Origin of the sequence: Pantoea sp. Z09, assembly GCF_022394795.1 — a bacterium.
Lineage (GTDB): Bacteria > Pseudomonadota > Gammaproteobacteria > Enterobacterales > Enterobacteriaceae > Pantoea > Pantoea latae.
The window spans coordinates 1679265-1693863 of sequence record NZ_CP092373.1 but is presented as its reverse complement, the minus strand read 5'-3'; the positions used below and the strand labels follow the sequence as shown (position 1 = coordinate 1693863).

Below are 14599 nucleotides of genomic sequence, written 5' to 3'. Positions count from 1 at the left end.
GCGATTTCCTGCTGACATTTTCCACGCCGCTCTTTAGGATGAGGGCGTCATGGAGGGCGGAGCCGCGCGGCGACCGCTTTCCGCTAGCGAAAATGGAGAGTCTGATGCGCACATTGTGGCGAATTATTGCCGGTCTGTTCCGATGGACATGGCGAGTGCTGAATTTTATCAGGGAGTTTATTCTTAATCTGTTCCTGATCCTGTTGATTCTGGTCGGCGTCGGCATCTGGCTGCAGGTCAGCGGCTCCGGCAGCAGCGCGACGCCGGTGCAGCAAGGCGCGCTGCGCGTCGATCTTACCGGCGTCATTGTCGATAAGCCTTCGGTCAGTAATAAGCTGAGCAAACTGGGCCGACAACTGCTGGGCGCCAGCAGCGATCGCCTGCAGGAAAACTCGCTGTTTGACGTGGTTGACGCCATTCGTCAGGCGAAAGGCGACAAAAACATTAAAGGCATGGTGCTGGATCTGCGCGACTTCGCCGGCGGCGATCAGCCCTCTCTGCAGTATGTCGGCAAAGCGCTGCGCGAGTTCCGCGACAGCGGCAAGCCGATTTATGCGCTGGGCGACAGCTACAGTCAGGCGCAGTACTACCTGGCCAGCTACGCCAGCAAAATCTACCTCTCGCCGCAGGGCACCGTAGATCTGCACGGTTTTGCCACTAACGGCCTCTACTATAAAACCCTGCTGGACAAGCTGAAGGTTAACTCGCACGTATTCCGCGTCGGCACCTATAAGTCCGCGGTCGAGCCTTTCCTGCGCGATGATATGTCGCAGGCGGCGCGCGACGCCGACAGCCGCTGGGTTGGTCAGCTGTGGCAGAACTACCTCACCACCGTGGCGGGCAACCGTCAGATCACGCCGGATCAGCTCTTCCCCGGCGCGGCGGCGGTAATTGCCGGTCTTGAAGCGGTAAACGGCGATACCGCCAAATATGCGCTTAACAACAAGCTGGTGGATGTGCTGGACAGCCGCGCGGCGGCCGATCAGGAGCTGGTGAAAACCTTCGGCTGGGATAAGGCCAACAACGACTATCACAGCGTCAGCATCTATGACTACAACGTCAAACAGCCCACCCAGCAGGACGGCAATATCGCCGTGGTGATGGCGAGCGGCGCGATTATGGACGGCGAAGAGACGCCCGGCAACGTCGGCGGCGACACTACCGCCGCGCAGATCCGCGACGCCCGCCTCGACCCGAAAGTCAAAGCGATTATCCTGCGCGTCAACAGCCCTGGCGGCAGCGTGACGGCCTCTGAGGCGATCCGCGAAGAGCTGGCGGCGGCGCATGCGGCCGGTAAGCCGGTGGTGGTGTCGATGGGCGGCATGGCGGCCTCGGGCGGCTACTGGATCTCGACCCCGGCGGACTACATTATCGCCAGCCCAAGTACCCTGACTGGCTCTATCGGCATTTTTGGCGTCATCAACACGCTGGAGAACAGTCTCGACAGCATCGGCGTACATACCGACGGCGTCGCCACCTCGCCGCTGGCGGATGTTGCCTCCACCAAAGCGCTGCCGACCGAGGTTCAGCAGCTGATGCAGCTGACGATTGAAAACGGCTACCGCAACTTTGTCGGCCTGGTCGCCGCCTCGCGTCATAAGACGCCGGAGCAGATCGACGCTATTGCACAGGGTCACGTCTGGACCGGCAGCGACGCGAAGGCCAATGGTCTGGTGGACGCGCTGGGCGACTTCGACGATGCGGTGAAAAAAGCGGGCGAACTGGCGAAGGTCGCAACGCCGCAGCTCACCTGGTATCAGGATCAGCCGGGCATGTTCGATATGCTGCTGAACCAGGTGAGCGCCTCGGCGCAGACTGTGTTGCCAAACGCGCTGAAAGTCTGGCTGCCGACGCCGATGCTTGACGTCATGAGCGCCATGAAGCAACAGCCTGGCCTGCTGAATAACCTCAACGATCCGCAAAATCGCTACGCCTTCTGCCTGAACTGCGGCGAAGTGCGATAAAGCTCGCAGCCCGGTCGTTGATCGGGCTGCTTTTCCCCCGCTTTCCCCTTATACTGCGCGTTTTACGGCAAGTCTGAGTTTCTGATGCAAAAGAAAAATATCTATGTCGCCTACACGGGCGGCACCATCGGCATGCAGCGCTCTGCACAGGGCTATATCCCGGTTTCAGGCCACCTGCAGCAACAGCTGGCGAATATGCCCGAGTTCCACCGGCCTGAAATGCCTGATTTCACCATTCACGAATACGATCCGCTGATCGACTCCTCGGATATGACACCGGAAGACTGGCAGTCAATCGCCGAAGATATTCGACAAAATTATGATCGTTACGATGGATTTGTTATCCTGCATGGAACCGATACCATGGCGTTCACCGCCTCGGCGCTGTCGTTCATGCTGGAGAATCTGGCGAAACCCGTGATCGTCACCGGCTCACAGATCCCGCTGGCGGAGCTGCGCTCCGATGGCCAGCAAAACCTGCTGAATGCGCTTTACGTGGCGGCCAACTATCCCGTTAACGAAGTCTCGCTGTTTTTTAATAACCAGCTCTATCGCGGCAACCGGACCACCAAAGCGCATGCGGACGGCTTTAACGCCTTTGCGTCGCCTAACCTCTCCGCGCTGCTGGAGGCGGGCATCCATATTCGTCGGCTGAATACCCCGCCTGCGCCGCAGGGCAACGGGCCGCTAAAGGTGCACACCATTACCCCGCAGCCGATTGGCGTGGTGACGATTTATCCGGGCATTTCGGCGGACGTGGTGCGTAACTTCCTGCGTCAGCCGGTGAAGGCGCTGATCCTGCGCTCCTACGGCGTCGGCAACGCGCCGCAGAACGCCGAGTTTCTTGCCGAGCTGCAGCAGGCGAGCGATCGCGGCATTGTGGTGGTGAACCTGACCCAGTGTATCTCGGGTAAGGTGAACATGGGCGGCTACGCCACAGGCAACGCGCTGGAACATGCGGGCGTGATCAGCGGATTTGATTTAACAGTGGAAGCCGCGCTGACCAAGCTCCACTTTTTACTGAGCCAGGATCTTTCCTGCGACCAGATTCGCGCCAGGATGCAGCAGAATTTGCGCGGTGAACTGACCGAAGATTAATTACGGAGCAACCTGTTATGAAGCAGGCCCTCATCATCATTGATATACAGAACGATTTTTGTCCCGGCGGCCCAATGGCCGTGCATGAAGGCGATATGACCGTGCCGGTGGCCAATCGCTACGCGCGCCAGTTCCGCGCGCGCGGCGACTGTGTGCTGGCGCTACAGGACTGGCACCCCGCCGACCACGGCAGTTTCGCCTCGGTCTCCGGCGAGCCGGTTTATACGCTGGGCGAACTGAACGGCCTGGCGCAGATCTGGTGGCCGGATCACGGCATTCAGGGCTCTGCGGGCGCTGAACTCCATCCCGGTCTCGATCGCAACCTGATCGACGCCGTGTTTCATAAAGGTCAGGATGTCGACGTCGACAGCTACAGCGCCTTTTTCGACAACGGTCACCGGCGTAAAACCGAGCTAGACAGCTGGCTGCAGGCGCGCGGCATTACCCGTCTGGTGATGCTGGGGATCGCGACGGATTACTGCGTGAAGTACAGCGTGCTGGATGCGCTGGAGCTGGGCTATCAGGTCACGGTGGTGAAAGAGGGCTGCCGCGGCGTCAATCTCAGCCCGGAAGACAGCGAAATTGCCTTTGCCCAGATGAAGGCGCAAGGCGCCGTGCTGATCTAGCGCAAGGCAATCAGGCCGACGGCGCGTCGGCCTTATGTTTAATGCAGATTGATGCGGGTAATCTCTGCGTCGATGCCGAACTCTTCCTTCAGCTCTCGCTTCGATTTCGTCACCATCTCCCCGCCCTGACCAATCGTCATATGCTGCGGCGTCGCGTTGTGACGCGCCTGATAGAGCATCACCAGCTGCAGGCAGTTGTCGCGCTGCTCCTGCGTTAGCGCCACGCCATCCGGCCATTTGCCGGTTTCTACTGCCGTTGCCAGCCGCTGATACACCTCTGGCGTCATGGCGTCGACCACTGCTTCAAGCTGCTGTTTCATGATTACCCCTGCGTCTCGTCGCCCTGCTCATCGGTAAAACTCAGCGACGCCGAGTTGACGCAGTAGCGCTCGCCGGTGGGCTGTGGGCCGTCCGGGAAAACGTGTCCCAGATGCGCGTCACAGCTGTTGCAGCGGATCTCGATACGATGCATGCCGTGGGAATCATCTTCAAGATAGCGAATCGCGTCGTCGGCGACCGGCTGATAAAAGCTCGGCCAGCCGCAGCCCGAGTCATATTTCGACTCAGAGAGAAACAGCGGCGCATTGCAGACCAGACAGTGGTAGATGCCTTCCTGTTTATTGTGCAGAAGCGCGCCGCTGAACGGCGGTTCGGTGCCGCGCTGCTGCGTGACATAGCGCTGCATTTCAGACAATTGCGCAATTTTTGCTTCGGATGCGGTTTCTTTAGCCATTTGAGTGGTTCCGGAGAGTGTCATTCTGAAAAAATCGACTACTATTCTAACAAATGAATAACAATGGCGTTTTTTTTTTCGTGCTTAGTTGTCTGAGTTTCCTTTCACAGCGCAGATTTGTGACCTCGATCACCTTTTGCTAATGGTATCCCTTTATATTCAGCGATCGGGTTTTGGCATCATCTCCATACCTCAGTTGCGCAAGCGGTTGCGCAACAAATTATTCCTGTTGAACGGATTGACCTGTCGCAACTATTGACACGATTCCGCTTGACGCCTGGTAAGGTTTTTGTAATTTTACAGCCAACCTTTTATTCACTAACAAATAGCTGGTGGAATATATGACTATCAAAGTAGGTATCAACGGTTTTGGTCGTATCGGCCGTATCGTTTTCCGTGCTGCTCAGCAGCGTTCTGACATCGAAATCGTTGCGATCAACGACCTGTTAGACGCCGACTACATGGCTTACATGCTGAAGTACGACTCAACGCACGGCCGCTTCAACGGCACCGTTGAAGTGCAGGACGGCGCGCTGATCGTAAACGGCAAAAAAATCCGCGTTACCTCTGAGAGAGACCCGGCTAACCTGAAGTGGGACGAAGTGGGCGTGGACGTGGTTGCTGAAGCGACCGGTATCTTCCTGACCGACGAAACCGCACGTAAACACATCACCGCTGGCGCGAAAAAAGTTGTGCTGACCGGTCCGTCTAAAGACGACACCCCGATGTTCGTGCGCGGCGCTAACTTCGACAAATACGCAGGCCAGGACATCGTGTCTAACGCCTCTTGCACCACTAACTGCCTGGCACCGCTGGCGAAAGTCATCAACGACAAATTCGGCATCGTCGAAGGTCTGATGACCACTGTTCACGCCACCACCGCTACGCAGAAAACCGTTGACGGCCCGTCTCACAAAGACTGGCGCGGCGGCCGCGGCGCATCTCAGAACATCATCCCGTCTTCTACTGGCGCAGCGAAAGCCGTGGGCAAAGTCCTGCCGGAGCTGAACGGTAAACTGACCGGTATGGCATTCCGCGTACCGACCCCGAACGTATCCGTGGTTGACCTGACCGTACGTCTGGAAAAAGCCGCGTCTTACAAAGAAATTTGTGCAGCGATCAAAGCCGCTGCCGAAGGCGAAATGAAAGACGTGCTGGGCTACGTTGAAGACGACGTGGTATCTACCGATTTCAACGGCGAAGTGCTGACTTCAGTATTCGACGCCAAAGCCGGCATCGCGCTGAACGACAACTTTGTGAAACTGGTTTCCTGGTACGACAACGAAACTGGCTACTCAAACAAAGTTCTCGACCTGATCGCGCTGGTTGCTAAATAAGCAAACCGGTCAGAAGACAACAAGGGCGACTTCGGTCGCCCTTTTTTTTCGTAGCAACAGGAAGGATTCGGTTATGCAAGATAAAATTTTCTCCCTGCCGGTGGTGAAACAGATCTCCCCTTACCTTTCGCAGCGTCAATTGGGCGATCTGCCGGTGATTGTGGTGAGTCACCCCCAGGTTCGCGCGGCGGTGACGCTGCAGGGTGCGCATCTTATCGCCTGGCAGCCGAGCGGAGAAAAGCCGGCGATCTGGCTGAGCGAAAAGTCGCTTTTCTCTCCGGGTAAGGCGATTCGCGGCGGCGTGCCGATCTGCTGGCCGTGGTTCGGGCCCGAGGGCGAACCGGCGCACGGTTTCGCGCGCAATCAGCCCTGGACGCTGTCGGCGCACGACGAGAATGAAGAAAACGTGATGCTGACCTTTGTGCTGGAAAGCAACGCGCAGACCAAAAAGCTGTGGCCGCATGACTTTACGCTGTTCGCCCGCTTCCGTCTCGGCAAGCACTGTGAAATCGAGCTGGAGGCGCACGGCGATTTCAACGCCACCGGCGCGCTGCACAGCTATTTCCAGGTGGCCGATATCGCTGGCGTCGAGGTAAGCGGGCTGGGCGCGCGCTTTATCGACAAGGTAGAGAACAACAGCGAACGGGAATCGACCGGCAAACAGACCTATCCAGGTCGCATCGACCGCGTCTTCACGCAGCCGGAAGATTGCTCTCTGATTCAGGATAGCCAGGGGCAGCGGGTGATTGAGGTTTATCACCACCATCACAGCGACGTGGTGACCTGGAACCCTGGCGTCGAGCTGTCGTGCAGCATGGCGGACATGGCCAACGACGGTTATAAAACCATGGTGTGCGTCGAGACGGCGCGCATCAGTAAGCCAATGCGCAGCGCAGACGAGAAGCCGGCGCGGCTGGCGACCACCTTCCGCCTGCGGCAGAAGGCTTAATGCCGTTGAGAGTGTTTTTGCGGGTAGCTGGCTACCCGCTCAGTAAACGCCGACGGTTAAACCACATCCAGCGCCATTTTGCGCTGCGGCGGCGGGAAGGCTTTATTGATGCGCGCCAGCTCATCGTCGCTTAGCCGGATCTGCAGCGCCGCCGCATTCTCGTTGACGTGCGCCTGCGAGCTGGCTTTCGGAATCGCCATCACGCCCTCTTTGCGGATCACCCAGGCCAGCAGCAGCTGCGCCACGCTAATCCCCTTCTGCTGCGCAATCTCCACCAGCGTCGAGTCAGCGAAGAGCGCCTGACGTAGCCTGCCCGCCTGTGCCAGCGGACAATAGGCCATTACCGGCATCTGACGCTGCTGACACTCTGGCAGCAGGTCGAATTCAATCCCGCGCGAAGCGAGATGATAGAGCACCTGGTTGGTGGCGCAGCGCGCGCCGCCCGGCTCGCTCAGCAGCTCCTGCAGATCGTCGACGTCGAAATTAGAGACGCCCCAGCGCAGAATCTTCCCCTGCTGCTGCAGCCTCTCCATGGCGCGGATGGTCTCCTCCAGCGGCACATTGCCCCGCCAGTGCAGCAGATAGAGGTCGAGCCGATCGGTGTCGAGCCGCCGCAGGCTGCGCTCGCACGCCTCAACGGCGTCGACTTCCCCCGCGTGCCAGGGATAGACTTTCGAGACGATGAAGGCGCTGTCGCGTCGGCCGCGCAGCGCCTCGCCTACCACCTCTTCCGCTCCGCCTTCGGCATACATTTCCGCGGTGTCGATCAGCGTCAGACCCGCATCCAGCCCCGCCTGCAGCGCCGCCACCTCTTCACCGCGTCGCGCGGCCTCTTCCCCCATATACCAGGTGCCCTGACCAATAGCGGGTAACCGCGTGCGGTCATCAAAAGCGATCGTTTTATCCATCTCTCTTCTCCTGCATCAAATCAGGGCACCATTAGGGTGCCAGCGTTCGCCGCTCGCCCGTTATGGTCGGCGCTAGAAGGTGTAGCTGATACCGGTCCAGAGCGTGGTCTGTCCGCTCTTGTCGATCATCGGGCTGTCTTTGATTTCGCTGTCAAAGCGGGTATAGCGCCCCACCAGGCTGGCGTTCCACTGCGGGGAGATCTGATAGCTGGCGCTCAGCTCGACGTAGGGCGACCAGCTGTCGTCAGGCTGATAGCGATTAATGCCGGTGCGCGCGGACTCGTGGCTGGAGACGCCATAGTAGTAGCGGTTCTGATTTGCGCTGTTCCACATCGCGCCGACGCCTGGCGTCAGGCTGAAATCGCCAAAATTGAAGCGATAGAGGTAGGTCAGATCCCAGATAATGCCGTTGCTGTTGTTCAGCACGTCGCCCAGCAGCGCGGTGCGCAGAATGCCCCACTCTGCCATATGGCTATAGGTGGCACCGCCCATCAGCGTCATCCGGCGCTTATCGAGATCTTTCATATCGCCGAGGTCGTTCTCGCCGGGATCGTACTGCTGCGGCGAGCCGAGCAGCGTCAGGGAGAGCTGGTTCTGCGGATCTTTCCACAGGTAGTAGCCGCCCTGCAGGCTGCGGAACCAGAAGTTCTCCCCTTCGTAATTAATCACCGGGATCGGCAGATAGCGATCCTGGCCACCACGATAGGGAGACTGCGCGTAAATCACTGATGCGCCAAGCGACAACGATTCAGCGGCAGCGGTATTAACAAAAAAAATACAAGGAATAAGGGCGCTAAGCGCTTTAAGTTTGAATTGGTTCACAATTTATTTCTTCCATAAATATAAAAATCACCACGAAGTTTAACGATTTTTGCTCGCCGGTTTAACCATTATCTGAGGTGCGCGCTGAGAGAGCGGCTGAAAGCGCCACATCTGCCGGATTCTACTCTCTTTTCCCCTTAATTTTGGCCAGTCTGGCTTTGCAACAATCTGACTTTGTTATTGATATATCGCCAAATAGTAAAATTATGCGGAGGAAATTTCCTAAATGCCTTCTACAGTTAACAGTAAGCCATGAGTCATTGTCAGAGCAGAGTAACCATAAAAAGTGTGTATCCCGATAACAAGAGATCAGGTTGGCATAAGGGTTGCTGTACTCAAATGAGAATATCTTCCGGGAGCTGCAAGAGCCTTTAATTACGCTCCTTTACCTGTGCTAAAAACGAAAGGACGGGCATCGCTATGAATATATTCGATCACTATCGTCAGCGTTATGAAGCTGCCAAGGACGAAGAGTTCACACTGCAGGAATTTCTGACCATCTGTAAACAGGATCGCAGTGCATACGCCAACGCTGCAGAGCGACTTTTAATGGCTATAGGTGAGCCAGTAATGGTCGACACTGCTCAGGAGCCACGCCTTTCCAGAATATTCTCCAACCGTGTGATTGGCCGCTATCCGGCCTTCGAAGAGTTCTATGGCATGGAAGAAGCGATAGAACAGATTGTCTCTTACCTGAAACATGCGGCGCAGGGTCTGGAGGAGAAAAAACAGATCCTTTATTTACTGGGCCCGGTAGGCGGCGGTAAGTCCTCGCTGGCGGAGCGGCTGAAATCGCTGATGCAGCGCGTGCCGATTTACGTTCTCAGCGCCGACGGCGAGCGCAGCCCGGTTAACGATCATCCGCTTTGCCTGTTCAACCCGCAGGAAGACGCCAATATTCTTGAAAAAGAGTACAACGTGCCGCGTCGCTATCTCGGCACCATCATGTCGCCGTGGGCCGCCAAGCGCCTGCACGACTTCGGTGGTGATATCACCCGCTTCAAGGTGGTGAAGGTCTGGCCGTCGATTCTCGAGCAGCTGGCCATCGCCAAAACTGAGCCTGGCGACGAGAACAACCAGGATATCTCCGCGCTGGTGGGTAAGGTGGATATCCGCAAGCTGGAGAACCACGCGCAGAACGATCCCGACGCCTATGGCTACTCCGGCGCGCTGTGCCGTGCCAACCAGGGCATTATGGAGTTCGTGGAGATGTTTAAGGCACCGATCAAGGTGCTGCACCCGTTGCTGACCGCGACGCAGGAAGGAAACTATAACGGCACCGAGGGGATCTCCGCCCTGCCGTTTAACGGCATTATCCTCGCCCACTCCAACGAATCGGAATGGGTGACCTTCCGCAACAACAAAAACAACGAGGCGTTCCTTGACCGTGTTTACATCGTCAAAGTGCCTTACTGCCTGCGGGTCTCCGAAGAGATCAAGATCTACGAGAAGCTGCTCAACCACAGTGAGCTGGCCACCGCGCCCTGCGCGCCCGGCACGCTGGAGACCCTGGCGCGCTTCTCTATCCTGTCGCGCCTGAAAGATCCGGAAAACTCGAGCATCTACTCGAAAATGCGGGTCTATGACGGCGAAAGCCTGAAGGACACCGATCCCAAGGCCAAATCCTGGCAGGAGTATCACGACTATTCGGGCGTCGACGAAGGGATGAACGGTCTGTCAACGCGCTTCGCCTTTAAGATCCTGTCGCGCGTGTTTAACTTCGACCACAACGAAGTGGCGGCGAACCCGGTGCACCTTTTCTATGTGCTGGAGCAGCAGATTGAGCGCGAGCAGTTCCCGCAGGATCAGGCAGAGAAGTATCTGGAACACCTGAAAGGCTATCTGATCCCGAAATACGCCGAGTTTATCGGCAAAGAGATCCAGACCGCTTATCTGGAGTCCTACTCTGAATATGGCCAAAACATCTTTGACCGCTACGTGACCTACGCCGATTTCTGGATCCAGGATCAGGAGTATCGCGATCCCGATACCGGACAGCTGTTCGACCGTGAGTCGCTGAATGCGGAGCTGGAAAAAATCGAGAAGCCGGCCGGGATCAGCAACCCGAAAGATTTCCGCAATGAGATTGTCAACTTCGTGCTGCGCGCGCGCGCGCAGAACAACGGGCGCAATCCCAACTGGACCAGCTACGAGAAGCTGCGCACCGTGATTGAGAAGAAAATGTTCTCAAACACCGAGGAGCTGCTGCCGGTGATCTCGTTCAATACCAAAACCTCCACGGATGAACAGAAGAAACATGATGATTTCGTCGAGCGCATGATGGAGAAAGGCTATACCCGCAAGCAGGTGCGTCTGCTGTGCGAATGGTATTTGCGCGTGCGTAAATCGTCATAATCACACCGCGTAAGCACGTTGATGCGCTGGCATTAATACCCATAAGGTCGGGCTGCTGCCCGACCTGCTTACAACGTTTGGGGGAATTTTATGGCCTATTTCATCGATCGGCGACTTAACGGCAAGAATAAAAGCGCAGTCAACCGACAGCGCTTTTTGCGCCGTTATAAGTCGCAAATCAAACAGTCGATCTCCGAGGCCATCAATAAACGCTCGGTGACCGACGTTGAAAGTGGCGAGTCCGTGTCGATTCCAGTTGACGATATTAACGAGCCGATTTTCCATCAGGGGCGCGGCGGCAGCCGTCATCGCGTTCATCCCGGCAACGATCACTTCGTGCAAAACGATCGTATCGAGCGTCCGCAGGGCGGCGGTGGCGGCGGCGGAAGCGGTCAGGGCAACGCCAGTCAGGATGGCGAAGGTCAGGATGAGTTCGTTTTCCAGATTTCCAAAGATGAGTATCTCGATCTGCTGTTCGAAGATCTGGCGCTGCCGAATCTGCGTAAAAACCAGCATCGCCAGCTGAACGAGTACAAAACCCATCGCGCCGGGTTCACCTCTAACGGCGTGCCCGCCAATATCAGCGTGGTGCGCTCGCTGCAAAACTCGCTGGCGCGGCGGACCGCGATGACGGCGGGTAAGCGGCGCATGATGCATGAGCTGGAAGAGGCGCTGACGGCGATTGAGAAAGCGGAGCCCGCTCAGCTGCTGGAAGAGGAGCGCCTGCGCAAAGAGATCGCCGAGCTGCGCGCGCGTATCGAGCGGGTGCCCTTTATCGACACCTTTGACCTGCGCTACAAAAACTTCGAGAAGCGCCCTGAGCCCTCCAGCCAGGCGGTGATGTTCTGCCTGATGGACGTCTCTGGCTCGATGGACCAGGCGACCAAGGATATGGCAAAACGTTTTTACATCCTGCTCTATCTGTTCCTGAGCCGGACCTATAAAAACGTCGACGTAGTCTATATCCGCCACCACACGCAGGCCAAGGAAGTGGATGAGCAGGAGTTCTTCTACTCGCAGGAAACCGGCGGCACCATCGTCTCCAGCGCGCTGAAGCTAATGGATGAGGTGGTCAAGGAACGCTACGATCCGGCGCAGTGGAATATCTATGCGGCGCAGGCGTCGGATGGCGACAACTGGGCCGACGATTCGCCGCTGTGCCATGAAATCCTGGCGAAAAACATTTTGCCGGTGGTGCGCTACTACAGCTATATCGAGATCACCCGACGCGCGCATCAGACCCTGTGGCGCGAGTATGAGCACCTGCAGTCGGTGTTTGATAACTTCGCTATCCAGCACATTCGCGAGCCGGAAGATATTTACCCGGTATTTCGCGAACTGTTTCACAAACAGGCGGCAGAAGCCTGACGCTCTGAGCCGGTCGCTGACCGGCTTTTTCTTCAATCCCGCGAATACATGCTAAAATACCCGCCATTAATCCCCTTGACGAACAATGCCTTTTTTTTGCACATTAAGGCAGTGCTTTAATCGAAAAACAAAGCGGTAAAATTAGAGTTAATGCACCGACAACTTACTGATTACGCATCGTCTTTTTTTGATGCCTGGCCATTCCCCGCGACAGCCGCTACCTGAACGTCGTAACCGCAGGAGACCACATTGAACCACAACATTGTCTATAGCCTTTTTATTATCGGTTCTGTGCTGGTAGCCGCGAGCATTTTACTCAGTTCTTTTTCCTCCCGTCTGGGCATTCCTATCCTGGTGATCTTTCTGGCGTTAGGCATGCTGACCGGCGTCGACGGCATTGGCGGCATCGCCTTTGACAACTACCCCGCCGCTTACCTGATCTCCAACCTGGCGCTGGCGGTGATCCTGCTGGACGGCGGCATGCGCACTAAAGCCAGCTCCTTTAAGGTGGCGCTCGGCCCGGCGCTGTCGCTGGCCACGGTCGGCGTAATGATTACCGCCGGCCTGACCGGCGTCGCGGCCGCCTGGCTATTCCGCCTCGACCTGATGCAGGGTTTTCTCATCGGGGCGATTATCGGCTCCACCGACGCCGCCGCGGTCTTCTCGCTGCTGGGCGACAAAGGGCTAAACGAACGCGTCAGCTCAACGCTGGAGATTGAGTCGGGCAGCAACGATCCCATGGCGGTGTTTTTAACCATTACGCTGATTGAGATGATTCAGAAAGGCGAAACCGGGCTGGACTGGATGTTCCTGGTGCATCTGGTGCAGCAGTTCGGTCTGGGCATCGTGCTGGGACTGGGCGGCGGCTGGGCGCTGCAGCAGCTGATCAACCGCATTAACCTTGCCACCGGCCTCTATCCGCTGCTGGCGCTCAGCGGCGGCATTCTGGTGTTCGCCCTGACCACCATGCTGGAAGGCAGCGGCATTCTGGCGGTCTATCTGTGCGGCTTTCTGCTCGGCAACAGCCCGATTCGCAACCGACACGGCATTCTGCAAACCTTTGACGGCATGGCATGGCTGAGCCAGATCGGCATGTTTATCGTGCTCGGCCTGCTGGTGACACCGTCCGACCTCTGGCATATCGCGGTGCCGGCGATGCTCCTGTCGCTGTGGCTGATTCTGGTGGCGCGTCCCCTGTCAATTCTGGTGGGCCTGCTGCCGTTCCGCGGCTTTACCGGACGCGAGCGCATCTTTATCAGCTGGGTCGGCCTGCGCGGTGCGGTGCCGATTATCCTCGCGGTCTTCCCGATGATGGCCGGGCTGGAAAACGCCTCGCTCTATTTTAATATCGCCTTCTTTGTGGTGCTGGTGTCGCTGATGCTGCAGGGCACCTCGCTCGGCTTTGCCGCGAAAAAAGCGCGCGTGGTGGTGCCGCCGACCGCGTCGCCTGTCAGCCGCGTCGGGCTGGATATCCACCCGGAAAACCCCTGGGAGCAGTTCGTCTATCAACTGAGCGCCGATAAATGGTGCGTCGGAGCGGCGCTGCGCGATTTGCAGATGCCGCGCGAAACCCGTATCGCCGCGCTGTTTCGCGATAACGCGCTGATGCACCCTAACGCCAACACCCGCCTGAAAGAGGGCGATGTCATCTGCGTGATTGGCCGCGAGCGCGATCTGCCTGCGCTGGGCAAAATGTTCAGCCAGTCACCCCCGGTGGCGCTCGATCAGCGTTTCTTCGGCGACTTTATTCTCGACGCCGACGCGCGCCTGCACGACGTGGCGCAGATTTACGGGCTGGAGCTGGATGAAGAAACCAACCAGCAGCAATCGCTGGGCCAGCTGGTGATGAGCATGCTTGGCGGCACGCCGGTGGTCGGCGACCATGTCGAGTGGAACCATCTGACCTGGACGGTGGCGGAAAAAGAGGACAACCGCATCGTTAAAATCGGGGTGCGGGTCGCGGAAGAGCGAGAATAATCCGATACGCTGCGGCTCGATATTCCGGCGGAAACAGCTATGCTGATTATTTAACCCAGCAAACGGGAGAACGTTATGGGACACGTCGTGAAAATTGGCCGTTATGAGATTATCGATGCCGAACTCGACAGCGATAATTTGCAGACCGTCAGCATCCCTTGTCAAACCAATCCCGGCCTGAGTTATCAGCTCGACGGCTGGGATCATGAAACCAGCGTGCCGGCCTGGATTGATGGCGAGCCGGTAGATTTAGAAATTGCGCATTACGATAAACAGCAAGACCAGTGGGTATTAAAAAAACCTGCCTGAGCCGCTATTTTCCCCGCCAGCGACCATTCCTGGCGGTAATTCCGAAAAAGCGTCCTAAAATATTTGGTTATTTCCGGTTATCCTGCCAGTTTAAGCAACTATTTCATCAACTTACGTGAACAAAACTTTAGGCAAAAAAAGGTTTTTAGGATT

General features: G+C 57.1%; 13 protein-coding genes. 9 read left to right on the top strand and 4 right to left on the bottom strand.

Translation table 11 applies throughout. The annotated features are described in order from the left end of the window. Nucleotides 1-104: 104 nt before the first annotated feature. The 3 genes from sppA to pncA all read left to right on the top strand — a co-directional run bounded on the left by sppA (nucleotide 105) and on the right by pncA (nucleotide 3688). Entirely contained in the window at nucleotides 105-1964 is a 1860-nt protein-coding gene (gene sppA / locus MC269_RS08070) for a signal peptide peptidase SppA (RefSeq protein WP_239954771.1), read from the top strand. An 84-nt stretch (nucleotides 1965-2048) separates the two neighbouring features. Beyond that, complete coding sequence (ansA, locus tag MC269_RS08065) at nucleotides 2049-3062, top strand: asparaginase (protein WP_081142636.1); 1014 nt, start codon at nucleotides 2049-2051, stop codon at nucleotides 3060-3062. 17 nt (nucleotides 3063-3079) lie between these two features. Further along, nucleotides 3080-3688, top strand: coding sequence for a bifunctional nicotinamidase/pyrazinamidase (gene pncA / locus MC269_RS08060; protein WP_239954770.1), 609 nt, complete (start codon nucleotides 3080-3082; stop codon nucleotides 3686-3688). Nucleotides 3689-3726: 38 nt separating this feature from the next. Here pncA and MC269_RS08055 read toward each other — a convergent pair whose 3' ends face one another. Both MC269_RS08055 and msrB read right to left on the bottom strand, forming a co-directional pair. Then, a complete protein-coding gene (locus MC269_RS08055; RefSeq protein WP_081142632.1) occupies nucleotides 3727-4008 on the bottom strand; it encodes a YeaC family protein in 282 nt (93 codons plus the stop codon). A gap of 2 nt (nucleotides 4009-4010) precedes the next feature. Continuing rightward, the gene (msrB, locus tag MC269_RS08050; protein ID WP_081142630.1) at nucleotides 4011-4421 is read right to left on the bottom strand and encodes a peptide-methionine (R)-S-oxide reductase MsrB; all 411 of its coding nucleotides are present in this window, start codon (nucleotides 4419-4421) and stop codon (nucleotides 4011-4013) included. A 341-nt stretch (nucleotides 4422-4762) separates the two neighbouring features. Between msrB and gapA the strand changes: the two genes are divergently transcribed. After that, nucleotides 4763-5758 carry a glyceraldehyde-3-phosphate dehydrogenase gene (gapA, locus tag MC269_RS08045; protein WP_081142628.1) on the top strand — a complete coding sequence of 332 codons (996 nt, stop codon included), beginning with the start codon at nucleotides 4763-4765 and terminating at the stop codon, nucleotides 5756-5758. Between the two features lie 73 nt (nucleotides 5759-5831). Then, complete coding sequence (locus MC269_RS08040; protein ID WP_239954769.1) at nucleotides 5832-6707, top strand: D-hexose-6-phosphate mutarotase; 876 nt, start codon at nucleotides 5832-5834, stop codon at nucleotides 6705-6707. 56 nt (nucleotides 6708-6763) lie between these two features. On the opposite strand, the gene MC269_RS08035 is transcribed toward MC269_RS08040, so the two are convergent. Beyond that, nucleotides 6764-7615: an aldo/keto reductase gene (locus MC269_RS08035; RefSeq protein ID WP_239954768.1), complete on the bottom strand. Its 852-nt coding sequence runs from the start codon at nucleotides 7613-7615 to the stop codon at nucleotides 6764-6766. A 72-nt stretch (nucleotides 7616-7687) separates the two neighbouring features. Further along, nucleotides 7688-8437, bottom strand: a complete 750-nt coding sequence (locus MC269_RS08030; RefSeq protein ID WP_239954766.1) for a MipA/OmpV family protein — start codon at nucleotides 8435-8437, stop codon at nucleotides 7688-7690. 420 nt (nucleotides 8438-8857) lie between these two features. Here MC269_RS08030 and yeaG point away from each other — a divergent pair, with 420 nt between their 5' ends. The 4 genes from yeaG (at nucleotide 8858) to MC269_RS08010 (ending at nucleotide 14446) form a co-directional block, all read left to right on the top strand. Further along, nucleotides 8858-10792 carry a protein kinase YeaG gene (gene yeaG, locus MC269_RS08025; RefSeq protein WP_081142620.1) on the top strand — a complete coding sequence of 645 codons (1935 nt, stop codon included), beginning with the start codon at nucleotides 8858-8860 and terminating at the stop codon, nucleotides 10790-10792. Nucleotides 10793-10882: 90 nt separating this feature from the next. Then, complete coding sequence (locus MC269_RS08020) at nucleotides 10883-12160, top strand: YeaH/YhbH family protein (protein WP_081142618.1); 1278 nt, start codon at nucleotides 10883-10885, stop codon at nucleotides 12158-12160. A gap of 249 nt (nucleotides 12161-12409) precedes the next feature. Beyond that, on the top strand, nucleotides 12410-14137 hold the full coding sequence (locus tag MC269_RS08015) for a potassium/proton antiporter (RefSeq protein WP_239954765.1): 1728 nt from the start codon (nucleotides 12410-12412) through the stop codon (nucleotides 14135-14137). 75 nt (nucleotides 14138-14212) lie between these two features. Next, on the top strand, nucleotides 14213-14446 hold the full coding sequence (locus tag MC269_RS08010; protein WP_081142614.1) for a DUF1480 family protein: 234 nt from the start codon (nucleotides 14213-14215) through the stop codon (nucleotides 14444-14446). The last annotated feature ends 153 nt before the right edge of the window (nucleotides 14447-14599 follow it).

Excerpts from the sequence above, each read along its gene's own strand:
- MC269_RS08010 (WP_081142614.1), top strand. The coding sequence starts at position 14,213 with ATGGGACACGTCGTGAAAATTGGCCGTTATGAGATTATCGATGCCGAA.
- msrB (WP_081142630.1), bottom strand. The coding sequence starts at position 4,421 with ATGGCTAAAGAAACCGCATCCGAAGCAAAAATTGCGCAATTGTCTGAA.
- MC269_RS08055 (WP_081142632.1), bottom strand. The coding sequence starts at position 4,008 with ATGAAACAGCAGCTTGAAGCAGTGGTCGACGCCATGACGCCAGAGGTG.
- MC269_RS08020 (WP_081142618.1), top strand. The coding sequence starts at position 10,883 with ATGGCCTATTTCATCGATCGGCGACTTAACGGCAAGAATAAAAGCGCA.
- sppA (WP_239954771.1), top strand. The coding sequence starts at position 105 with ATGCGCACATTGTGGCGAATTATTGCCGGTCTGTTCCGATGGACATGG.
- gapA (WP_081142628.1), top strand. The coding sequence starts at position 4,763 with ATGACTATCAAAGTAGGTATCAACGGTTTTGGTCGTATCGGCCGTATC.
- MC269_RS08040 (WP_239954769.1), top strand. The coding sequence starts at position 5,832 with ATGCAAGATAAAATTTTCTCCCTGCCGGTGGTGAAACAGATCTCCCCT.
- yeaG (WP_081142620.1), top strand. The coding sequence starts at position 8,858 with ATGAATATATTCGATCACTATCGTCAGCGTTATGAAGCTGCCAAGGAC.
- ansA (WP_081142636.1), top strand. The coding sequence starts at position 2,049 with ATGCAAAAGAAAAATATCTATGTCGCCTACACGGGCGGCACCATCGGC.
- MC269_RS08035 (WP_239954768.1), bottom strand. The coding sequence starts at position 7,615 with ATGGATAAAACGATCGCTTTTGATGACCGCACGCGGTTACCCGCTATT.
- pncA (WP_239954770.1), top strand. The coding sequence starts at position 3,080 with ATGAAGCAGGCCCTCATCATCATTGATATACAGAACGATTTTTGTCCC.